This is a genomic window from Pseudomonas sp. Lb2C2 (genome assembly GCF_052112205.1).
GTDB classification, from domain to species: domain Bacteria; phylum Pseudomonadota; class Gammaproteobacteria; order Pseudomonadales; family Pseudomonadaceae; genus Aquipseudomonas; species Aquipseudomonas kilonensis.
This window is the reverse complement of sequence record NZ_JAUTYW010000002.1, coordinates 831489-855270: the sequence shown is the minus strand read 5'-3', so window position 1 is coordinate 855270 and position 23782 is coordinate 831489. Positions and strand designations below refer to the sequence as shown.

Annotated in this window: 10 protein-coding genes and 2 pseudogenes; 4 read left to right on the top strand and 8 right to left on the bottom strand. The window is 58.5% G+C overall.

Going from position 1 to position 23782, the window contains the following annotated elements; all coding sequences use genetic code 11:
* Nucleotides 1-47 precede the first annotated feature (47 nt).
* Both Q7F16_RS08210 and Q7F16_RS08205 read left to right on the top strand, forming a co-directional pair.
* Nucleotides 48-185: pseudogene (locus Q7F16_RS08210) on the top strand (helix-turn-helix domain-containing transcriptional regulator); the annotation flags it as partial.
* A gap of 128 nt (nt 186-313) precedes the next feature.
* The gene (locus Q7F16_RS08205) at nt 314-589 is read left to right on the top strand and encodes a hypothetical protein (protein ID WP_095973966.1); all 276 of its coding nucleotides are present in this window, start codon (nt 314-316) and stop codon (nt 587-589) included.
* Nucleotides 590-820: 231 nt separating this feature from the next.
* Here Q7F16_RS08205 and Q7F16_RS08200 read toward each other — a convergent pair.
* The 5 genes and pseudogenes from Q7F16_RS08200 to Q7F16_RS08180 all read right to left on the bottom strand — a co-directional run.
* Nucleotides 821-1315: pseudogene (locus Q7F16_RS08200) on the bottom strand (helicase-related protein); the annotation flags it as partial.
* Between the two features lie 27 nt (nt 1316-1342).
* The gene (locus Q7F16_RS08195) at nt 1343-2044 is read right to left on the bottom strand and encodes a transposase (RefSeq protein WP_082097940.1); all 702 of its coding nucleotides are present in this window, start codon (nt 2042-2044) and stop codon (nt 1343-1345) included.
* A gap of 188 nt (nt 2045-2232) precedes the next feature.
* Nucleotides 2233-2556: a hypothetical protein gene (locus tag Q7F16_RS08190; protein ID WP_409556413.1), complete on the bottom strand. Its 324-nt coding sequence runs from the start codon at nt 2554-2556 to the stop codon at nt 2233-2235.
* On the bottom strand, nt 2547-15416 hold the full coding sequence (locus Q7F16_RS08185; RefSeq protein ID WP_409556412.1) for a two-partner secretion domain-containing protein: 12870 nt from the start codon (nt 15414-15416) through the stop codon (nt 2547-2549). Before Q7F16_RS08185 ends, Q7F16_RS08190 begins: the two co-directional genes overlap by 10 nt.
* 23 nt (nt 15417-15439) lie before the next feature.
* Nucleotides 15440-17146, bottom strand: a complete 1707-nt coding sequence (locus Q7F16_RS08180) for a ShlB/FhaC/HecB family hemolysin secretion/activation protein (protein ID WP_409556411.1) — start codon at nt 17144-17146, stop codon at nt 15440-15442.
* Nucleotides 17147-17416: 270 nt separating this feature from the next.
* Here Q7F16_RS08180 and Q7F16_RS08175 point away from each other — a divergent pair, with 270 nt between their 5' ends.
* On the top strand, nt 17417-17692 hold the full coding sequence (locus Q7F16_RS08175; RefSeq protein ID WP_046062947.1) for a hypothetical protein: 276 nt from the start codon (nt 17417-17419) through the stop codon (nt 17690-17692).
* 236 nt (nt 17693-17928) lie between these two features.
* Here the strand turns inward: Q7F16_RS08175 and Q7F16_RS08170 are convergent, their stop codons facing one another.
* On the bottom strand, nt 17929-19275 hold the full coding sequence (locus tag Q7F16_RS08170) for a DEAD/DEAH box helicase (protein WP_014337093.1): 1347 nt from the start codon (nt 19273-19275) through the stop codon (nt 17929-17931).
* A 193-nt stretch (nt 19276-19468) separates the two neighbouring features.
* Here Q7F16_RS08170 and Q7F16_RS08165 point away from each other — a divergent pair, with 193 nt between their 5' ends.
* Entirely contained in the window at nt 19469-20767 is a 1299-nt protein-coding gene (locus Q7F16_RS08165; RefSeq protein ID WP_046062946.1) for a mechanosensitive ion channel family protein, read from the top strand.
* 115 nt (nt 20768-20882) lie between these two features.
* Here the strand turns inward: Q7F16_RS08165 and Q7F16_RS08160 are convergent, their stop codons facing one another.
* Both Q7F16_RS08160 and Q7F16_RS08155 read right to left on the bottom strand, forming a co-directional pair.
* Nucleotides 20883-21749: a carboxylate/amino acid/amine transporter gene (locus tag Q7F16_RS08160; RefSeq protein WP_046062945.1), complete on the bottom strand. Its 867-nt coding sequence runs from the start codon at nt 21747-21749 to the stop codon at nt 20883-20885.
* 141 nt (nt 21750-21890) lie between these two features.
* Nucleotides 21891-23759, bottom strand: coding sequence for an ATP-binding protein (locus Q7F16_RS08155; protein ID WP_409556410.1), 1869 nt, complete (start codon nt 23757-23759; stop codon nt 21891-21893).
* Between the last annotated feature and the right edge of the window lie 23 nt (nt 23760-23782).

The window sequence follows — 23782 nt, the reverse complement described above, 5'->3', positions numbered from 1 at the left end:
ACGGGCAACCTTTGGGTCACCCGTTTTTTACATGCGCGGAGAGCAAAATGATCGAGACCTTTACAGAATTTGACCCCGCAGAATATCTCAGTACTCCAGAGGCCATTGCGGAGTTCATGAGAGATGCCCGGGAAACCGGCGATACAAGCTATATCGACAAAGCGATGGAAGTAGTCGCACGCGCCAACTTCCTACAAAACGGACGGGTGATGGAACATCTGCCAAGCAGCAGACAAATCGCCGGCTAATGAACTTTCCCCACAACACCGGCCTCAACCCATTACCTGCCCAACAAGGAATATGAGGCCCTGCCATGAAAACCCTCTTGAAACTCACCCTTGCCGCCACCCTCACCTGCGCCCTGCCCGTCTGGGCCACTTGCACGCCAGAGGAAGCGACCGCCAAGCGTGAACAATTGGCCCAGGAAGTGACCAAGCTCACCGAACAGAACCCGGCCAAGGCCAAGGAAATCAACGATGAGTTGCAGAAAATGGACATGGAGACGGCCAGCAAGGATGTGCCGGATAAGTGCCAGCTGATTGATAAGCGCCTGGAAGAATTGAAGAACGCAGAAAAGAAAGCTGGGTGATTAGCCACAGCCGAGCCCAACCTGCTTTTGTGGCGAGGGGATTTGTGGGAGCAAGGCTTGCCCGCGATGAAGGCGATGCGGTCTTTCAGAAATCGAGGCGTCTGTGTCGCGAGCAAGCTTTGCTCCCACAAATCCCCCTCGCCACAGGGGCCCTGGACTTGAGTTTGAGTACTCCCCCATAAAAAAACCGGACCCAAGGTCCGGTTCTTTTTATCAAGCGCTAACGCGGTTTCACTCAGCCGCCGGCGCCTCTGGCTTGCGGCGCTTGAGGGGCGCCATGCCGTCCTTGCTGACCAGCGACGGAGCGTCGCTCTTCGGGCGGTTGGCGGTCTTGCGCTTGGTCGGGGCCTTGGCGCCGGTTTTCTTCTTGTCGCCCTTGGCGTCGACCTTTTTCTTCTTCACACCAACGGCCTTGCCCGAAGCCTTGACCTTCTTCGGCCCGCCGTAGGTGCCTTTGACTTCCTTGATGGTGCGGCGCTCGAAGCTCTGCTTGAGGTAGCGCTCGACGCTCGACATCAGGTTCCAGTCGCCGTGGCAGATCAACGAGATCGCCAGGCCGTCGTTGCCGGCACGGCCGGTACGACCGATGCGGTGCACGTACTCATCACCGCTGCGGGGCATGTCGAAGTTGATGACCATGTCCAGGCCTTCCACGTCCAGGCCGCGAGCGGCGACGTCGGTGGCGACGAGGATCTTCACGCCGCCCTGCTTGAGGCGGTCGATAGCAAAAAAGAAGCAAAAAAGGGGACAGATTTATTTTTCCAAATCAATCCTTGGCCTACCCTGCCCTCGTTGCTCTATTCGTACACCAACAATCCGCTCCACCTCGTCCACAAAACGGCTCGTCCCCGTCAACTGACCTCGTTGCAGAGCATCGCGAATCAATCTGATCTCATCCGTTGGAACGGCTTGGCGTACGAACGTCTCATACCGACAACAACGCTCCGCAGTTGTATTACCCAGAGCAACAAAGCATGGATCAGCATCCAGCCAATGGCCGTCTGGCACATTACCTACCCGGGCTCGATAGCTCGACCATGGGTAATCCGCAGCATCAGCCACCATACGAGCCCGTACAGGATTCAGTTCGATGTAACGGCAACAGGCAAGCAAGTAAGAATCCGACTGCACCACACTGGATTTGTAACGGCTTTCCCATAAAGTACCTGAACGCCCCTCCAACCGATTGCGGTAGCGCGTCGCACGTGCCGCCAGAGCCTTCATCAACTGCCCCAACCCAGCGACCGACTCCCCCGGAGCCAGCAACAGATGAACATGATTGGTCATCAGGCAATAGGCGTAGACCTTTACGCCAAATGCATCCTTAAGTTCACGCAGGTCCGTGAGGTAGCGTTGATAATCCTCAGCGATAGCAAACACCACCTGACGGTTATGACCGCGTTGTACGATATGGTGTGGGTAATTCGGTAAAACAATACGTCCCACCCTGGGCATATTTGATTCCTCCTCCGTGGAAGCTTTCAGCGTAGCAAAGAATCAAAAAATAAATCTGTCCCCTTTTTCCTCACGTCCCATCCTGGGCATATTTGATTCCTCCTCCGTGGAAGCTTTCAGCGTAGCAAAGAATTAAAAAATAAATCTGTCCCCTTTTTCACTTTTTCACTTTTTCACTTTTTCACTATCTAAACTCTAACGAGCACAAACTCCATCAAAATGCCACCACCAATCATACTTTCAATAATTATCCGACTCGCCTCTATCGACTTCACAGCGAAATTTATTTCATTTAATGACGAGGAAAAGTCAACGATACAATCCATGTCTGGAATTCTCTTGCTTCCCTTGATTTTAAAACCTTCAATACCAAGAACTGCAATATCGTTATTTTTGCAGTAGTTGATCAGTCTAATTCCATCACCAACATCAAACAAAGGAGTGCCACTCCACATCAATGTAGGAGTGATAGGTAAATCCTCTACGGATACTTCAACTGCAATCAGTCCCATGGTGCAACCCACCCAGGGTCATTTTTATTGGAGACTTGGACAATCGCTCCCGTGCGATCATTCCTCACCACATAAGAACCGTCCTTAGCGATATACCCAGTAGCGGGATCATTAAGGCGGCTCCCTGACACAGTATCAAAACGAGTATCTTTCGTCACAACCGTTTTGATTGGTTTATCGATTACAGACTGTATGGAGCTTTCCGTCCAACCCCGCTTACCCATTTGGTCGGCAATCTTTGGCTCAATCGTAATTGAAATTCCTTTTGCGCCGGCAATATTCTTCTCTGCATCAACCAGCCCCGCAAGGTTACCCCCAGCCTTCGGTGTCAGTCCATTACTAGTCTCAAGGTAGAGCTTTCCGTCCGCTGCCAACACCTCCGTGTTACCAGTTTTAGTGTTGATGACCCGACGGTAGCCCTCCGGTAACCCACCCCTCTCGTTGAAAGCCGCACCCACTGAATTACCTTCGCGATAACCTGCCGGCAAAGCGGTTTTTTCCGCCGTTAGGGTCGCGCCCGTACGTATGGCCTTGGCCTCCGTAAACTTATCCAAAGCCGCCTGAACCCTAGGCGAAATCCCTCCTTCGCCAACGCCAGCACCACGCGCGCCGCCTGAGGTCGGTATAACCAGCGTAGCCACGCTTGTTGCGTTTTCCCACGTGTCAGTAACCTTCGCCAAGTTCGTCAGGTCGTTCAACGCACGCTCAGTCAGAGTGTCTTGGTATTGCGTACAAGTCGCCGTCGTGCAATTGAGGTCATTCAGTGCGGTCAGCCCGCCCTGGATCGAGGTCAGCAAGGTTTTCGCAAGTGCACCACTGACGGCCTTCTCCGACCAATCGGTGATTTCGTTACTGATCTGATCGTACTTCCCCCCTTCCCATGTTTTTTTCTGACAAATCTCGTTGTTACCACAGGCATCCATGTCTCCAACAAAGTCGCTCATGTCATGGTGATTGAGGTTGTTGTACTGGGTCGCGTTGCCAGCCACATACGAGCCGGTCTGCAGACTGTTCGCGTCATCGCCAGCCACGGCGGCAGCAGCCACTACGCCTAGCAGTTGCGAAGACATGAGCATCAGATGGTCACGGTTCTCCGGATCCATCTGAGCCGACACCCGTCGCAACTGGTTAGCGAACGCCTCGTTCACACCCGCCGCCATCGCACCGACGGCGAAGTCGCTGCCCGACGCTTCGGCGATCATGCCGCCGACCAATGCGTGCAGGGCGATCTTTTCTGGGCTGCCAGTCTTCAGGTCGAGGTTACCCACCTGATCGAAGGAATACGCCGCCAGGGTGTTGTAGACCGTCGATTGCAGGATGCCCGCCAACGTAACGTCCCGACCGAAAGCTTTAGCGATCGCAGCAGCAGACGCATTGTTGATCAACTGCTGACCCGCAAAGTGGCTGACGGCTTCGATCGACCCTAAGTCAATCACCGTCTTGCCATTGATCTCCTTGGTCATGGTCATATCGCCCAGATAATTCTTGGCAACATGGGCTGTGACGGCCGCGATCGCCGCGTCGGTAAGGCCGTCTTTGCTGACCACCGCTTTCAACCCGGCCCCCAGGTCGCCCTCGTTGTTGATGGTCGCGACCGTGCCGGTGGTTGCCAGACTGGCGGCGCCTGCCAGGGTTGCACCGCTCAGGCCGGCGCCAGCAGGGCCGAGCAGAACCGTCATCAAAATGGCGACTATCATCTGCGCGGCAGGCCCCATACCGGAGTTCGCGTATTTGAAGCTGGTATGGATCTCCTGTACTTGCCGCCAGTCAACACCACCCTGCGCATCAAGCTCCTTGAGCCACGCCAGTTTTGGATCGGCCTTGGCCATCGCATCGATGGATTCGCTAACCGTCTGCTTGTTCACCTGCAGCACGTCCGCATGAATCTTGCCCACCGCGCTGATGACCAAGTCGCCTTGAGCAGTCAGTTCGCTTTGGCGTAGAGTCTCATCGGTACGGCCCTTGCCCTTCATGCTGAACCAGGCGGCGCTGGATTTGCTTTTCTCGTGACTCTCCTGATGCAGGTCCTTGACGCCCTCGAAGGCAATCGAGCCGCCGCTTTGCAAGGTCAGGTCATTGCCACTGTTCAGCCTCGCTACCTGATACCGCTGATCCTCACCGGAAACCAGTGTCAGATCGCCCCCAGTGGTAATCTCACTCCCCACATGGGTCACCTTGGTCAACTCATCACGCCGACTCTGTTTCTTCCCCCAACTGCCCTTCTTCTTTTTCTCATACAGCGAATAATCGCTGTCCTGCGCGGCCAGAAGCGCCAGGCTTTCTCCAGCCACCAGATAAGCCTCATCACCGGCGCTGATACGGCTGGAGATGAGCGCCATGTCTTTCCCGGCATCCAACCTTACGTCGCCTCCAGCACTAATAGTGCTGCCAATCTGTTTGACGTGATCCTCTTGGGCCGTGACCTTTTTCGACTTGTAGTAAGAGTGTGTTTCGTTAGCGCCAGAAGAGATTGTCATGTTCTCGTCGGCGGCCAAGGCTACGTTGCGATCGGCACTGATCTGGCTCGCGATAGCGTTGAAGTCTCGACCGGCATTCACAACGATGTCGCGCCCCGCATCCACCTCCGAGCCTAGTTGGGTGATCGAACTTCTGCGGGTACCACCGGTATTGGAGGTCTGTTGCTGCGCAGAGACGATATTCACATCCCGCCCTGCATCGATTTGCGTGTCGCGCCCGCTGGCCATGACGCTGCCAACGCTGTTGACGTCTCGACCGACGCCCATGGTCAGGTCGTTGGCCGCCTCGATACGCGAGGCGTTATCCGCATAGTCCTGCCGCTGCGTGTAGCCCTTGTTGCTGATACTTGCGGTGGTCAACGTGCGCTCGTTGATTATGTCGCCAACGATCGCATTCATGCTGATGTCACGCCCGGCGATGATGCCGCCGGATTTATTGACAATGGTGTTGCCGGCCAACAGGTCGAGACGGTTGCCGGCTTCAATCAATCCGCTGTTGGTCAGGTTCTCGCCAGCAGATGCGGAGAGGTTTTTCGTAGCCCGAAGCGTGCCGGCATTTTCCAGATCCTTGCCAGCAATCAACGTAACGTTCTGACCGGCAATCAACGCCCCATTAGGCGCTAGGCGGTTATTGGCCTGGGCCATATACAGCACCGGCACCAGCACCTTTTCGCCGTTCACTTCGTGCTCTTCGAGCCAGACGATGTCGTGGGTCAGGGCGGCGACTTGTTGGGCGGTGAGGGTGACACCTACTGACAGGTTGAGGGCATCCTTGCTGGCGATGGCGTTGTTCATCAGGTACTTGAACATCGCCTCGTCGGAGGTCTGGCCGTCGATGAAACGTTGGCCGGTGCGGGCGACGACGGCTTGCTGGATGAGTCTTTGCTCGAATAGGCCGTCGCCCAGGCGCTTGGCGCTGGTGTCGGGGTCGTAGCCGAGGTTCCGCAGCAAATAATCCGAGCTCATGAATGGCTTGAGTTCGGTGAGAACCGGATTGGTCTCGATCAGGTATTTTTGCGGTTTGGAAGCCACGGTTGCGCTGGGTAGCCCGGTCACCCGCGCCACCGTTTGACCGGTGACAGACACTGGCGCGGGGCGACCTACGTCGATCGGCGGAGTGCCCGAAGTGTCCAGCGCAATGTCGGCGCCACGGGTGATGGTGCCGTCAAGGGAATGCCCTGGCAGTTGCGGCGTGCCTGTGGATGAGTCCGTTGGGGCGGTGACCTGAATGGCGGACGCGCCGGCGGTGACGCCGCCGCTGTCACGATTCAACAATTGCACCTGTCGTTCGGCGGCGGAGATCGGGGTGACATCGGCGATCTGGAAGTCGCGAACATTAGCGGTTGGGGCGGAGGTGGATCGACTCGATGCGCTCACGCTGGCGCCGCCGATTGTCCAGTTCTGCGACACGGCGGGTGTCTGGGAGACTAACGCGTCGCTGGCGCCCTGCCCGCTCAGCCGGAACAGACCGTTTTGCCCGGTCGGGAGGCTGAAGCCGGGGAGTGTCAGGGGGTTTATTTGTTGTTGAGCCAGGTCCGGCGGGAGTTGGCTATTCAGGGTCACGACCGTGGTTTTGCCTGAGCCTGAGGCGGCGGTTGTGGTGTTGCGGGATGACGTTGTTATGCCGGTGGAGAATGGGCGTTCCACGCCGTTGGTGATTTTGTTTGTTGCGGTAATGGAGACATTGCCGCCGGCTTGGATGATGGCGGGGGCAAAGTTATCAGATGCGGTAGATGAAATAACTATTTGATTAAATGGCGTAGCATTCTTAATAAAATCTGGAATTTCAGTTCTGATTCCGCTTGCGTACTGAGAGGCACCAAATACAACAGGATCAATTCGTGCGCCGGAGGTCCCAAGTTCCAGAACAGCCGGACCAAAAATCTGAAAACGATCAGGTTCCTGACCACTTCCATTCCCGATTACCGTGAGCTTCGGCAGAACCATCGACTCAACGCCCGCTACGTTCCAGAAATGAATATTTTTATTATATTCAGCATCATTATAAGTATTATAATTAACTAAATCCCACCAACGATCAGCTCTATCACGGAAGCTACTGCCTTGATCCGCGTAATATCTTTGACTAACATAATCACCTAATGCTGTCCCGGAATTTTCAAATTCGGAGACATCAATGGTTATATTATTTTTGGCTGAGACCGACGAATTATAATTTAAAAAAGAAGCACCTTTTACAATTAAATTCATACCTGACGATATAGAAGCCGCACTAGAGCTTTCGCCATCCACGACCTTGACTTTATATTTCTCTTCAAAAACAAAATGATAATCGGGTCTATCACCCCAGGAAGCCGGCAATGTAACGCAGCTATAGCACCGGACCCCTATAGCAGAAGAATACAACTCCACCTCAGTCTTAAAATCCCCCCGCTTATTAATAATCGAATCCGCATTAATGGAAAAATCCCGCCCACTCTCCATGGTGCCCGAATCATTCTCCAGCAACGCCGCGCGTCCCCCCAAGTCATTGCGCGCTACATCAATATTCCCTAATGCATAAACATCCGACTTACGGTTGGTAAAACTCCCCACCCGCAACTTCATATCCCCACCGCTGAACAAAAACCCACCCTGGTCGTTCAACAAGGTCGAAGCCGTCAGCTTCAATCCATCCGCACCGGCAACCGTCCCATAGTTATTAACGGTACCCGCATTGATATTCAGCGCACCCGCCGACGTCAGCCGCCCGTAGTTGTTCAGGCTGCTCAAGCCCCCGCGCCCACCGATCGTAGTGGTCCCGCCGCCAGTGATACTAGCCACGCTACTCAAGTCGATCGCAGCGGCATCTACCGTCATGTCGCCCAGGCTGGTGACCCGGCCATTGCCGCTGTACCGCCCGGTCAACTGCAAGCCCAGGCCACCATCACTGGCGATCAACCCGTTGTTGACCCAGTTCCCGCCCTTACCTTCCAGTTGCGTCGAAGCCAGCAGTTGCCCGGTCGCGGTCTGGGTGAAGTTGTTGACGTCGACCGTCAGCCGTCCGGCCTGGATGGCGCTGGTGTTGGTCCAGGTGTCGGCTTTGAGTGTCAGACCGCCGCGGGTGACGATGTCGCCGCCGGCACCAGTGACGTTGGCCAGGGAGATGTCGAACGCGCCGTCGCCCAGATGCAGCAATTGGCCGCCGCTGTTGAGGAAGCTGTTGGCGGATAGGGTGAGGTGAGTGTTGACGCTTTCCAGCTTGCCGTTGCGGTTGTCGAAGAGGCTGCCGATCTGGAAATCGGTTTTGCCCGCTACCCCAAGGGCACGCAGTTGGCCGGTCTGGTTATCGAGGCTTGCAGCGCTGACCACCAAGGTGCTGTCGCTTTCCAGAATGCCGCCACGGTTGGTCAGGGCGCCGTCCAGATCCAAACTGATGGCGTTGCCGGCGATCTGGCCGGCGGTGTTGTCCAGGCTGGCACCGTTGCCGGCGACATTGATCAGGCCAGAGGCGTAGAGACCACCACTGCGGTTGTTCAGGCTGGCGGTGTCGATGACGACATCGCCGGCCTGCGCGGCGATTCGACCGCCGTTGTTGTTCAGCCCGGCCAAGGCACGCAGGTCCAGGCGTTGGCCTTGAATCACACCGCCCTTGTTGTTCACATCGAAGCCGTTGCGCAGCACGCCCACGGTGTGCGCCTCAAGGGCGCCCTTGAGGCTGGCGAGGGTGCCGCCACGGTTGTCGATGTTGGCCGCGGTCAGGTTGACATCGCCGGTTTGGGCGATGAGTTTGCCGCCCTGGTTATCCAGATTACCGTCCAGTTCAAGCTTAAGGCCGGTCTGGCCTTGCATCTCGCCCTGGCCGTTGGCAAGGCTCGCGGCATCGAGTGCAACGTCGGCCGTCTGGCTGTAGATCAGGCCGTTGGTGTGGTTCTGCACGGCTCCAGAGGCAGTGATCGTCAGGGCATTTTTCGCAGCGACAGTGCCGGTATTGCTGTTGTCCAGGCCATCAGTGAGCAAGGTCAACAAGCCCTGGCTGGCGATCTGGCCACCCTGGTTATTGATTTGCGTGGCGCGTTCGACCCGCAATGGGCCAACACTGGCGACTTTGCCATTGCTGTTGGTCAGCGCACCAAGCAGGTCCAGAGTCACAGCGGCGTTACCGATCAGGCTGCCGCCGCTGTTGTCCAGTGTGGTGCCGGTGAAGCTCAAGGCTTTTTGCGCGTTGACGGTGCCGCCGGCGTTGCCCAGGGTCATGGCGTTCATGACCAGAATGGCGCCGCTGTCGATCAGGCCACCTTGGGCGTTGTTGAGCAAACCGCCGGTGACGGTCAGGGTCTGGTCGCTGCCGCTGGACAGAATCCCGCCGCTGCTGTTGTCCAGGCTGGCGGCGCTGATGGTGAGGTTTTTCTGGCCGACCAGCGCACCGCCAGCGCTGTTGAGCAGTGCCCCGCTGAGGGTGACGCCGACGTCTCCATTGCGGCTGGAGAGTGTGCCGTTGTTGCGGTTATCAAGACTGGAACCGTTGACCTGCAGCCCTTGCCAGCCGGAGATCAGGCCGTTCTGATTGATCAGGCTGGTGGCGTTGAGGCTAAGCAGGTTGCTGCTGATCAGCTTGCCGCCCGTGTTATCGAGGGTGCGTCCGGCCAGGGTGAAGCTCTGGCTGCTGGAAACTTCGCCGCCCTGGTTATTCAGGTCGCGCAGACCGTTGAGGGTCAACGGACCTTTAGCGGTGATCAGGCCATTACGATTGTTCAGATCATGGCCGCCCAGGTTCAGCGTCATGGCCTGCTCGCCCAACAGACGGCCGCTGTTTTGGGTCAGCGCCGCCAGGGTCAGGTCCATATCGCCCTTGGCCGACACTTCGCCGCCATTGCTGGAGTCCAGGGAATCGGCCTCGAGGGTGAGGTCACCTTGGGCATTGATCAGGCCATTGGCGCTGTTGTTCAGAGCCATGGCATTGAGGACCAAAGCACCACCCGCCAGCACGCTACCACCCTGGTTGTTCAGGTCGCCGCTGTCGAGCGTGAGCAATTGCGCGGCGCTGATCAGGCCTTGAGCTTGGTTATCCAGTTGCTGATCGATCGTCAGGACCAGATTGCCACGGCTGGTGAGCGTGCCGCCGTTGTTGTTCAGGCTTTGAGCGTGAGTATCGACGCTGGCCGCACCGATCGTGCCTTTGACGTTGTTCAGCGCCTGGGCGATGCGCAGGGTCAGGCCCTGGTTGCTGAGCAGCCGACCGTCATCGTTGGTGAGGTTTTTAGCCGTCAGGGTGAAGGCTTGGGCGCTGGAGATTTCGCCGCCCTGGTTGTTCACGCCATTGAGGTTTTTCAGCAGCAACGCGCCGGGGGCGTTGATCAAGCCGCTCTGGTTGTTGAGCTGGCCGTTGTTCATGTCCAGGCTCAGCGAGGTGTTGCTGAACAGTTGACCGCCCTGTTGATCCAGGCCGGCAACCGACGCGGTCAACGCGCCTTGGCTGCCAATGCGACCGCCCTCCTGGTTGGTGACCTGGGCGGCGGTGAGGTTCAGCGTGCTGCCACTGTTGAGCCGTCCTTTCTGGCTGTTGTCGAACGCACCGGTGGTGACGTTTAACGCGCCTTTAGCGCTGATGTTGCCCTGCTGACGATTGTCCAGTGCCGTGCTGGTGAGCAGCAACGCGCCGTCGGTGACCAGTTCGCCGCCCTGGTTGTCCAGACGCCCCAGGCTGTTCACGGTCAGGTCCGCCGCGCTGGACAGGCTGCCGCCGGTGTTGGTCAGGTTGGCGGCGCTGACATTCAGCGTGCCTTCGCTGCTGAGTTGGCCCTGGGTGTTGAGCAGATCGCGGCTCAGGTTGATGCGCTGGTTCTGCTGGCTGATCAGGTAACCGCCGCTGTTGTCCAGCTCACCGCCCTCCAGGTCCAACCCGGTCTTGGCACTGAGCAGGCCTTTGGTGCGGTTGAGCAGCTTATCCACGGTCAGTTTGAGCGCTTGGCCGGCGAACACCTGGCCGCCATCGCTGTTATCGAGGTTCTGGCTGATCAGCGTGACGTCAGCATTGCCCGACAACTCACCGCCACGGTTGTCGAGATCGTCAACGTTAAGATCCAGCGCTTTTGTCGCGCCGATCAAACCTGCCTGACGGTTGTCTAGACTGGCGGCTTTCAGCGTCAGGGCGTCGGTGCTGATCAACGTGCCTTGACGGTTATCCAACGTGTCGACGGTGGCGTTGAACCCGGTCTTGCCGGCGATATTCCCGGCACGGTTGTCCAGGCGATCAGCGACCAGCAACAGCGCACCGTCGGCAATCAACGAGCCACGCTGGTTGTCGAGCACGGTTTCAACCTTCAAGTCGAGGCGGTCACGGCTGCTGATCAGACCATCGCGGTTGTCCAGGCTGTCGCTGCGACTGTCCAGGGACGCTGCCGAGATGACGCCGCGGGTGTTGTTGAGCACCTGGGCGGTTCTCAGTATCAGGCCTTGGCTGCTCAGCAATTTACCGTCGCTGTTATCGAGGTTTTGCGTGGTCAGTGTGAAGGCTTGCTGGCTGGAGATTTCCCCGCCCTGGTTGTTGACGTTCTTGAGGTTGCTCAGCAGCAACGCACCCGAGGCGTTAATCAGGCCGCCCTGGTTGTTCAACTGGCCCTGGTTCAGGTCCAGGCTCAGGCGGGTGTTGCTGAACAGTTCACCTTGCTGTTGATCCAGCCCGGTGACCGACGCGGTCAGGGCTTGGCTGCTGGCAATACGGCCTGCGGCATTGTTTACCTGTGTGGCGTTGAGCGTGAGCGTAGTGCCCGATGTCAGGCGCCCGCCCTGGCTGTTATTGAGGGCGCCGGTGGTGACTTGGGTCGCGGCCTTGCCCGAGATCAGGCCCTTTTGGCTGTTGTCCAGGCTGGCGCTTTCGAGGGTCAACGCGGCGTCGGTGCTGATGGAGCCACCCTGGTTGATCAACCCGCCACCACTGACGATCGACAACGTGGCGGCACTGCTCAGGTTGCCAGCGGTGTTGTCGAGGCGGCCCGCGTCGACACTCAATTCCCCTTCGCTGCTGATCAAACCTTTGTTGTTCAACAGTGCGTTATCGAGCGTGATCACCAGACCGTTCAGGCTGTTGAGTACGCCTTCGTTATTGTCCAGCGTGGTGCCACTCAGGGTCATGCGACCTTGAGCGTGGATCAGCCCTTTGCTCTGGTTGATCAGCTCAGCAACTTTCGCTTCCAGGTCAGTGCCGACAATGAGTTTGCCGCCATCGCTGTTGTCCAGGCGCTGGCCGTCCATCTTCATGCCAAGCCCCGCGGACAGTTCGCCCGCGCGGTTGTCGATCTGCCCGACCTGCAGATCCAGCGCTTTTGTGGTGCCGACCAAACCGCCGTTACGGTTATCCAGCGTGTTGCCGGTCAGGCTGAGATTGCCTTGAGCCACCAGCGCACCACCTTGTTGTTGCAAGGTATCGATAACAGCGGTGAGGTCGGTTTGGCTGGAGATACGACCGAGGCCGTTCTGTACTTCAGCGGCCTTCAAGGTCAGCACGCCAACGCTGGTCAGCAGACCCGCGCTGTTGTCCAGACGCGAGCCTTCGAAGGTGACGCTGCTTTTGCCCGCGATGACGCCGTTATCACGGTTATCCAGTTGATCGACCGTCAATTGCAGCGCCTTGTCGGCGCGCAGGCTCCCGCCACGGTTGTCGAGCGAATCGCTGTGCACGGTCAGCAGGTCATTGCCGATCAGGCGACCACCGCGGTTATCGAGGCTGCCGGTTTGCAGGTCAAGCGCGCCTTTGGCAAGCACTTGGCCTTGGTTCTGATTGTCCAGCAAACCGCTGATGCGCGCGGTCAGGGCGCCGTCGCTGATCAACTGGCCGCCGTCGCTGTTGTTCAGGCTGGCCGCCTTGATGTCCACAACCTTACCCGAGCCAAGCACGCCATTGCGGTTGTCCAGTGCGCCGCCGAGGTCAATGTTCAAGGCGCTGTCGCCCAGGATTTGGCCGTTGCTGTTATTCAGGGCCATCGCGCTGAGCCGAGTCAGGCCCGCGCTGGAAATCTCGCCATCGAGGTTGGTCAACGTGCCGTCGACGTTTACGCTCAGGTCCGCATCGCTGCCCAGGTTGCCGCCGCTGTTGTCCAGGCTGGCTGCGCGCACCTCCAGGCCGTTGGCCGAGATCAGGCCTTTGGCGTTATTCAACGCCTGGGTAATGACCAAATCGAGACGCTGCTGGCTGATGATCGAACCGGCGCGGTTGTCCAGGCTCGTGGCATTCAAGCTGAACGTCTGGTCGCTGGAAATCTCGCCGTCGCGGTTGTTCACCGCTGCCAGGTTCTTCAACAACAGACTGCCCGGGGCGTTGATCAGCCCGCCCTGGTTATTCAACTGCCCATGGTTGAGGTCGAGGGACAGGCTGGTGTTGCTGAACAACTGGCCGTTCTGTTGATCCAGGCCGGTGACACTGGCATTCAGGGCTTTTGCGCTGGCGATGCGGCCGCTGGCGTTATTCACCTGGCCGGCCTTCAATAGCAGCGTGTCGCTGCTGATCACGCTGCCGCTGACGTTGCTCAGGGTAGCCGCGCTGTCGAGGTTCAACGCACCGACGCTGGAGATCTGGCCGCCGTCGTTATTCACCTCGGCGGCTTTGACGCTGGCGGTGGTGTCGCTTTTCACGCTGCCCTGGGCATTGAGCAGTGACCCGCCCAGGTTCAGATTCAGGCCTTGCTGTGCATAAAGCGAGCCCTGGCGGTTATCCAGACTCGTCGCGTTGAGGGTCAACAGGCCAGCCGATGACAACAATCCGGCCTGATTGAGCAACTGTGCCGAAATGCTGGCGGTGAGCGCACCGTCGCTGAGCAATCGGCCTGCGGTATTGTCCACAGACGCCGCCGTCAACTTAACGCTTTTGCTGGCGGAGAGACGCCCACTCCGGTTGTTCACTTGACCGCTGGCGTTGATGTCGAGCATCTGCCCCGCCGCCACCAGACCGGCCACGTTATCCAACGACGCGACGCGCAGCGTGACGTTGCTCAAGCTGTTGAGTTCGCCGTTGCTGTTGTTCAACTGCCCGACATTGGCCGTCAGGTTGCCATTGCTGCTGATCAGACCCTGGGCGTTGATGAGCTTATCGGCGGTGACGTCCAGGGTGTTGCGGCTCAGCACCCGTCCTTTGTTCTGGTTGTCCAGGGTCCCGGCTTTAACTGTCGCGGTTTGCCCGGCACTCAAGGTCCCGCCTTGGTTGTTCAGGGTCTGCGTGACGTTGGCCGTCAGGTTGCGGCTGGCGATGATGTTCTTGCCGTTGTTGCTGAGGTTTTGCGCGGTGAGGCTCACATCACCCGTGGCATTACGCGTGTTATCGGCATTGACCCCGGCTTCGATGATGCCGTTGTTGCTCAGTTGCCCACCCGCATTCAGCGTGATGCTGTCCCGCGCCGCGAGGGTTTGTTGGTTGCTCAAGTTGCCCTGGGTCTGGGCGTTCAGGGTAGTGCCGGCGTAGACCGCACTGCGAGCATCGAGGCTCGCGGCCTTGACGTTGATGGCGCCGCTGGCCGAGGTCTCGGCCAGGCTCAGGCGGCCGTTGGCGTCGAGTTGGATATCACCGCCGCTGGCAATCAACTTGCCGTCCAGCTTCACACCGACGCCGGCCTCGGTGCCCACCAGTTTGATGGCGCCTGCGTACATCCCCCCCAAGGCCGAGGAGTCGATGGCCAGTTGCGGTTTGGTGCTGCCGTCATCCGCGCGTTCGGTGGCGTCGAGGGTATTGGCGTTGACGTCGTTGCGCCCGGCGACGATGGTCAGGTTCTTGGCCTGGATTTCGGCGTTGATCTTGGCGCTGCGGGTGATGATTTCGAAGCGGTCGACGTTGTTGGCGTTGAGGCCCGCGCCTTCAATAGCGACGCTGCCCTGGTCCACTTGATAGCGACCCACCTGGCCGTTTTCGATGATCGGCTTGCCGGTGGTCAGGGTCGCCTTGGGCGTGTTGATGAAGCCACAGCCATTACACGTGATGCCGTAGGGGTTGGCGACGATGACGTGGGCCGACTGCCCCGCCACTTCGGTATAGCCGCGCAATTGGCTGGGGTTGCCGCCGTTGACTTCGTTGAGGATGACTTTGGCGGCCGTACCGTTGAGGTTCGGGTTGCCAAGGATGATCCCGCCCAGTTGCGTTGACTGGGTGCGGGACGTGGCATTGTTGAGGATCACGCCGTTGCTGCCGACGTTGTAATCCTTGAACTGGTTGTGGGACAAACCGTTGCCATTGGGCTTGGCGATATTGACGATGGGCACGCCGTTACCCGCCCGGTCCAGGCCGGTGCCCGGTGCGCTGACCACGATGCCGTCGGCCTGGGCCCACAGCGGTTGCCAGAACATGACGTTGGCCAACAGGAACGCCAGGCCGCGCTTGGGCATGCCCCAGAACTGCTCGCGGGGTTGCAGGGCTGCGCAGGGTTGGCGGGCCAGGAAGGCGTGTTGACGGTCGTCCATGTTCAGGTCTCGTTGCAGCGGAATTAGAGGAGTACATCCACGCGGAAGTAGATCGGCGCTTCGCGCTCGGTCAGGGCATCCGGACGTTCCAGGGAATGGGCGAAGGTGACGCTGGCGTTCAGGTGCTCACCGCGGGCAAACAGCTCCAGCGAATTGCTCGACATGCGTCCGTGCTGGTCGCCGTTGTAGCGATTGCCACGAATCACGCCCTGGTCATAACCGAGGCTGGTGCCGTATTCGCCGAACACCGGGCGCAGCCACTCCAGCGTCACCGGGCGACTCCAGCGCAGGTCGTTGCGCCAGTAGCCGCCGCTGTCGCCGGACAACGACTGATCCTTGTAGCCACGAATCGACGCTTGGCCGTCCAGGCTCATGCGCTGGGGGCTGAACAACACGTCTTCGCTGCGCTGGCCGGTCATCAGGCTGCTGAAGCTGAAGGATTCGCCCCACACCTGGAACGGTTGCAGGTAGCTGGCGGTGGCGGTGTATTTGCGGTAACGGGCATCCGGCAGCCCGGGGCCAGGGTCATGATCGCCCTGGGCATCGAGGGCACCGATGCCGTTTTGCAGACCCAGGTCGAGGTTGACGAAGGCATTGCCGACCCGCCGGCCATGGTTGATGCCGAACTGCGCCTCGCTGATGCGATTACTGCTTTCAGCGAGCTTGCTGTCCTCGATGAAATTATTGGTGCGCAGGTACGCCAGGCCAGTGTTGAGGGAGGTCTTGCTCAGGGCATCACGGTGGATCACCCGCTCGACCCGCACCTGATGGTTCTGGCTGTCGCCGGTCTGCTTGAAGTTGAAACCGTTGGCCGGGATCTGCGAGCGGTACTCGCTCTGGCTGTAGGTGTAACTGACGTTCCACCAGCCAAACGGCAGGTTGTAATAGAGCATGGCGTTTCGGGAGGTGTGCTGGTGGTCGGTCATCGCGTCGTGACCACCGCGCAGCATCAACTGGTCGGCCAGGCCCAGCGGACTGTCCCACTCGAAACTGCTGCCCCACTGCTGCTCGCCCGTGCTGCGCTGGCCGTCGTTGCTGCGCGACAGTCCGGCGCGCCAAGGCTTTTTCGGTTCGTTGGTGACCCGCACCTCACTGCCACCGACATTCTGGCCGGGCGTCAGCTCCATTTTTGCCTGATTCGACGGCAGGCGATTGAGCTGATCGACCATCTGCTCGATCTCCCGCAGGTTGACCAGCTCGCCGGTCACACCGGGAAAAGCCATCGCCAACTCGCGGTCCGACAGCTTGCTGTTCTCGGCACCCTTCAGGCCTTCGAGTCGTCCTTCCACCACCAACACGCTCAAATGCCCGCCGGACAGGTCCTGTTGCGGCAGATAGGCACGACTGGTGACCAGGCCTTTTTCGATGTAAAGGTCGGTGATGACTTTGAGCAGTTCGTTAAGCTGCGGCACACCCAAGCATTGACCGATGTAGGGCTTGAGCAACTGCTCGCGCTCGCCGGCGGAAAGGCTGTCGGCGCCTTTGAGTTCGATGGTCTTGATGGGGAAGCAACGGGTATCGGCAGGCGCTGTCGGCTGGCTCGGCTTCGCCTCCTTGCCGGGCAGGTCCTTGAGCTCTTCCAGGCGCCGACGCTGCTCTTCAAGCAAGCGATTCTGGCGTTCGCGGATCAAGTCCGTGTCACCGGGCGTGGGAGCGGCGTGGGCCAGGGTCAGCGGAGAAAGGCACAGCAAAGCCACGCACAACCTCGCCCAAAAGGCGGGTGAGGACATGTTCGATCCCTCGAGCGGAAAGTGACATCAAAATAGTGGCGCGATATTAATGAGCCATCATTTTGACGTCAACTAAATGGATTGAGCTTTGAGGCTATTGCTGAAACCGTTCATCTGAAATCAGATGACTCCGGTACGGGGGTGCGAAAGATCCGGCGCAGAGCTGGAAACCTCCTACCACACGGGCACACAACTACTCAGCCAATGAACTTTCCACCCCACACCGGCCTCAACCCATTACCTGCCCAACAAGGAATATGAGGCCCTGCCATGAAAACCCTCCTGACACTCACCCTTGCCGCCACCCTCACCTGCGCCCTGCCCGCCTGGGCCACTTGTACGCCTGAGGAAGCGACTGCCAAGCGTGAACAATTGGCCCAGGAAGTGACCAAGCTCACCGAACAGAACCCGGCCAAAGCCAAGGAAATCAACGACGAGTTGCAGGCCATGGACCTGGAGACTGCCAGTAAGGATGTGCCGGATAAGTGCCAGCTGATTGATAAGCGCCTGGAAGAATTGAAGAACGCAGAAAAGAAAGCTGGGTGATTAGCCACAGCCGAGCCCAACCTGCTTTTGTGGCGTGGGGATTTGTGGGAGCAAGGCTTGCCCGCGATGAAGGCGATGCGGTCTTTCAGAAATCGAGGCGCCTGTGTCGCGAGCAAGCTTTGCTCCCACAAATTCCCATCGCCACAGGGGCCCTGCGCTGGACTTGAGTTTGAGTACTCACCCATAAAAAAACCGGACTCAAGGTCCGGTTCTTTTTATCAAGCGCTAATGCGGCTTCACTCAGCCGCCGGTGCCTCTGGCTTGCGGCGCTTGAGCGGGGCCATGCCGTCCTTGCTGACCAGCGACGGAGCGTCGCTCTTCGGGCGGTTGGCGGTCTTGCGCTTGGTCGGGGCCTTGGCGCCGGTTTTCTTCTTGTCGCCCTTGGCGTCGACCTTTTTCTTCTTCACACCAACGGCCTTGCCCGAAGCCTTGACCTTCTTCGGCCCGCCGTAGGTGCCTTTGACTTCCTTGATGGTGCGGCGCTCGAAGCTCTGCTTGAGGTAGCGCTCGACGCTCGACATCAGGTTCCAGTCGCCGTGGCAGATCAACGAGATCGCCAGGCCGTCGTTGCCGGCGCGGCCGGTACGACCGATGCGGTGCACGTACTCATCACCGCTGCGGGGCATGTCGAAGTTGATGACCATGTCCAGGCCTTCCACGTCCAGGCCGCGAGCGGCGACGTCGGTGGCGACGAGGATCTTCACGCCGCCCTGCTTGAGGCGGTCGATGGCCAGCTTGCGGTCCTTCTGGTCTTTCTCGCCGTGCAGTACGAACGCCTTGTATTCCTGGGCCACCAGGCGGCCGTAGATGCGGTCGGCCATGGCCCGGGTGTTGGTGAACACGATGGCTTTTTCGTAGGTCTCGTTGGCCAGCAACCAGTTGACGATCTGCTCTTTGTGCTGGTTGTGGTCAGCGGTGATGATCTGCTGGCGGGTGGTGGAGTTCAGTTGGCTGACCGCGTTGAGCTGCAAGTGCTCAGGGTTGTTCAGCACCTTGGCGATCATCTCGCGCAGGCCCGAGCCGCCGGTGGTGGCGGAGAACAGCATGGTCTGCTGGCGATTGACGCATTCGTCCACCAGGCGCTGCACATCTTCGGCAAAGCCCATGTCCAACATGCGGTCGGCTTCGTCCAGCACCAGCACTTCGACTTCCTTGAGGTCGAGGTTGCCGGCGTTCAACTGCTCGATCATCCGCCCTGGGGTGCCGATCAGGATGTCCGGCACCTTGCGCAGCATGGCGGCCTGGACCTTGAAGTCTTCGCCGCCAGTGATCAGGCCGGACTTGATGAAGGTGAACTGCGAGAAGCGCTCCACTTCCTTCAAGGTCTGCTGGGCCAGTTCACGGGTCGGCAGCAGGATCAGGGTCTTGATGCTGACGCGGACCTTGGCCGGGCCGATCAGGCGGTTGAGGATCGGCAGCACGAACGCGGCGGTCTTGCCGCTGCCGGTTTGCGCCGTCACCCGCAGGTCACGCCCCTGGAGCGCGAGCGGAATAGCCGCTGCCTGCACCGGCGTTGGCTCGACAAATTTAAGCTCGGCCACGGCTTTGAGCAGGCGTTCGTGCAGGGCGAATTGGGAAAACACGGGTGCTACCTCGAAGAAATGCAAAAAAACAGCTGCATAGGGTAACGGTTTCGAGCGCGAAGGCCGAGTTTCTTTATACAAACGGCGGTAAATCAGTGCATTTTTATCAGCTGCTATTGCATCAACGGTCACTTGACCGGGCTTAAATGCTCTAATCGCACCGTCGCGTCTTTATAGAAGAACCGTTTCGTCCATGGACATCAAACAACTCTGGGTCAACATCCAAGACCTCTGGGGTGCCCTTGACCAGCACCCGATCCTGCATTCCAGCCTCGCCCTGATGTTGCTGCTGGTCATCGCCCTGGTGCTTGGGCGCGTGGCGCGCTACCTGATTTTGCACGCCGCCAAGTTGCTGGGGCGCCAACCGGCCTTGAACTGGGTCAACGACCTGCGCCAGAACAAGGTCTTTCATCGCCTGGCGCAAATGACGCCGTCGCTGATCATCCAGTTCGGCCTGCACCTGGTGCCGGAACTGAGCAAGACCAGCATGATTTTCCTGGGCAATGTCGCCCTGGCGTTCACCATCCTGTTCATGGTGCTGAGCCTCAGTGCCCTGCTCAGCGCCATGCTGGACGTGTACGCACGCACCGAACATGCGCGGACCCGCTCGATCAAAGGCTACGTGCAACTGACGAAGATGGTGCTGTATGTGTTCGGCGCGATCATCATCGTTGCCACCCTGATCGACCGCTCGCCGCTGTTGCTGCTGTCGGGCCTGGGTGCGATGTCGGCGGTGATCCTGTTGGTCTACAAGGACACCCTGCTGTCGTTCGTCGCCAGCGTGCAACTGACCAGCAACGACATGCTGCGGGTCGGCGACTGGATCGAGATGCCCCAGGTCGGTGCCGACGGTGACGTGGTGGACATCACGCTGCACACGGTCAAGGTGCAGAACTTCGACAAGACCATCGTCTCGATCCCCACCTGGCGCCTGATGTCCGAGTCGTTCAAGAACTGGCGCGGCATGCAGCAGTCCGGTGGACGACGGATCAAGCGCAGCCTGTTCATCGACGCCAGCGGCGTGCGTTTCCTGCATGACGAGGAAGAGCAGCGCCTGACCCAGGTGCGCCTGCTGACCGACTACATCGGCCGCAAACAGGCCGAACTCAAGGCCTGGAACGAGGCCCAGGGCAACGTCGCGGCGATGTCGGCCAACCGTCGGCGGATGACCAACCTGGGCACTTTCCGCGCCTATGCGCTGGCCTATCTGAAGAGCCATCCAGAGATCCAACCGAACATGACCTGCATGGTCCGGCAGATGCAAACCACCGCCCAGGGCATCCCGCTGGAAATCTACTGCTTCACCCGCACCACCGCGTGGACCGACTACGAGCGCATCCAGGGGGATATTTTCGATTACCTGCTGGCGGTGATGCCGGAGTTCGGGTTGAACCTGTACCAGCAGCCAAGCGGCACGGACCTGCGTTCGGGGCTGCTGCCGGCGGTGCTGGGGGCGAGCCACCTGCCGGAGCCGCAGAAGCAGGTGGTTTGACCCTCAAACACCAGAGATCCCTTGTGGGAGCGAGCTTGCTCGCGATAGCGGTGTGTCAGAAACATAGATGTTGACTGATACTCCGCTATCGCGAGCAAGCTCGCTCCCACAGTGTTCAGGGCGAAGGCTGAGGTTGGCGTATCCCCAACCGACTGATCCAAACCGCCGCCAATATCACCGACCCACCCAGCAGCAACCGCCCCAGTGCCTCGTGCTGGTTCCAGATCAGCAGGTTCACCAGCAGCCCCACCGGCACATGCAGGTTGTTCATCACCGCCAGCGTCCCGCCATTGACCAGGCACGCGCCTTTGTTCCACCAGTACAACCCCAGGGCGGTGGAGACCAGGCCGAGGAACACCAGCACGCCCCATTGCAGCGGCGCTTCAGGCCAGAAGTTGGCCTTGCCGAACAGCAGGAAAGCCGGCAACGCCACCATCAGCGCACCGAGATAGAAATAACCGAAACGCCGGTAATGCGGCAGGTCGCTCGGATGGCGAGCCACCAGGTGTTTGTAGAGCACCTGCCCGGCCGCATAGGTGAAGTTGGCCAGTTGCAGCAGCAAGAAGCCCATGAAGAAATCCGGGTTGATCCGGTCGTAGCGAATCACCGCCGCGCCGGCCACGGCCACCAGTGCCGCAATCAGTGCCCAGGGATTGAAGCGACGGTTCAGCGCGTCTTCGATCAAGGTCACGTGCAGGGGCGTCAGGATGGTAAATAGCAGCACCTCGGGCACCGTCAATACCCGGAAACTCAGGTACAGGCAGACGTAGGTCACGCCAAACTGCAAGGCACCGATCAACAGCATGCCGCGCATGAACGCCGGCTCCACCTGGCGCCAGCGCGTCAGCGGGATGAACACCAACCCGGCCAGCAACACCCGCACCAGCACCGCGAAATAACTATCCACATGCCCGGCCAGGTACTCGCCGATCAGGCTGAAGGAAAACGCCTGGATCAATGTCACAAACAGTAGATAGCCCATACCGCCCCTCGCTTCGAATGGCGGCGAAGATAGCGGTTTTGAACGGTGGAGGCGAGCTTGCTGGCGATTGGGGGTGTCAGTCAGCATCTGTATTTCTGACCCACCGTAATCGCGAGCAAGCTCGCTCCCACAGGTATCCCATTAACTTGGAATTTCATCCACGACCGAAGAATTGGCCTGACGCTGGTGCCGATGGCTGGCGGCACGCTGGAGCACTCGGGTCAGCGCCTGGAAGTTGGCCGGTTTGGTCAAGATGTCATCGGCACCCGCGGCCCTGAAGCGTTCTATCTCGCTGGAAAAAACACTCGCGGTGAACGCAACGATGTAGCAAGTATCGCCCTTTGGTAATTCGCGGATTCTACGCACCGCCTCCAACCCATCCATCACGGGCATGTTGATATCCATCAGAATGATCTCTGGCATCGAAGCCGTGCAGCGATTGAGCGCTTCCAGGCCATCTGACGCAAGGTCGGGTGCATAGCCCAACTCGTGTAGCATCGCCATGGCCACTTTCTGGCTCACCGAATGGTTCTCCACCAGAAGGATATCGAGCGGATAATCCTCGGCAAAAGACGAGTCGAAGCCAACCGCCGCATGATCATCCCTGTCGGGTATTTCCGAGACTGAAAAAAGCGCCATGGGGAGAGAAAAAGAGAATGTCGAGCCGACACCGGGCTGGCTGGTGAACGATAAAGTCCCCTGCTGCGCCTCGAGCAGGTTCTTACAGATCGAAAGACCCAAGCCACTCCCCGTGAAGCGTTGGCTAGCCGGCCCTTTGAACTGGGCAAAGGGCTTGAACAGATTGTCTTGCCGTTCGGCGGGGATACCGATGCCGGTATCACGGATGGAGAAGTCGAGCCACGCTTGAGAGCCGTAACCGCTGGAGGTGACCAGAAGTGATACTTTTCCGGCTTCGGTAAATTTGACCGCATTGCCCAGCAAGTTGATCAATATCTGGCGAAGGCAATCCATATCGGTCTTGACCAAAGGCGGTACGTCCGGGGAAAACTGCGCCTCCAATTCTATGGGTTTGTCCTGAATATTTTGCCGGATTATTTCCATGCAGGATGAAACCAGCGCTCTCACTTCGAAAACACGGGGTTTCAATTCAAGTTTGCCCGCTTCGATTTTTGCCAGGTCGAGAATGTTATCGATAAGAGACAGCAGGGTCCGTCCACTGGAATGAATCGTTGTGAGAAGACGGCGTTGCTCGGGATCCAGGGCGGAGCGGGCCAGTAACTCGGTCGCGCCAATGACACCGTACATGGGGGTGCGAATCTCATGACTCATGGTTGCCAGAAAGCTGGTTTTTGAACGATCAGCGTCCTCGGCGGCATTTTTCGCCTGATTCAATACCTGTTCATTGACTCGCAGTTGCTGGAGATGAGCACGCATGCGTAAAAGGAGGAAAGCGAGAAATACCAGAATGGCCAGGATGATATGGTAGAGGGAGTCATGATTAAGTTGTTGGTAGTAGTCCGCCAAGGTAACTTCCGCCCCGACAACATACACCGTACCGTCTTGTGATTTTAAGGGAACAAAGACCGCGCGAAAATCACCCCAATGATCCGAGTAGTCGATCCAGGTTGGCGCAGTGCGCTCAAAACTATCGAGTAAAGCCTGGCTGGCATCGGGATAAGGATCGAAGAAACGCACGAAATTGTTCTCTTGAATTTCTTTCTTCGATGCGCTGGAACTGACCAGATAAGCTTTTCCACCTCGCTTGATCACGCTATAGACAAAAGCAGTGCCCATGGACTCGTTGAAGCTGGAGAGCCGTTCAATGGTATCCCAGTCTTGCGCTTGCGATTTGGATTGTCTATCAACCAGATTGTCATGGTAACGGTCGCCGAGGATGGCCGAAGCGCCCAGCGCGGCATGCAACAATTTATTATTGATATTGTCAGTGAGGACGCTTTGCGTCTCGACATAGAGGTAGTAGATATAGCCACCCGCCCCTAGGAGGTAGACCAGGAATAAAGCCCATGTTTTCCGTTTGAGTTTTAACATGTCACAGTCTCCCTACCGTAATA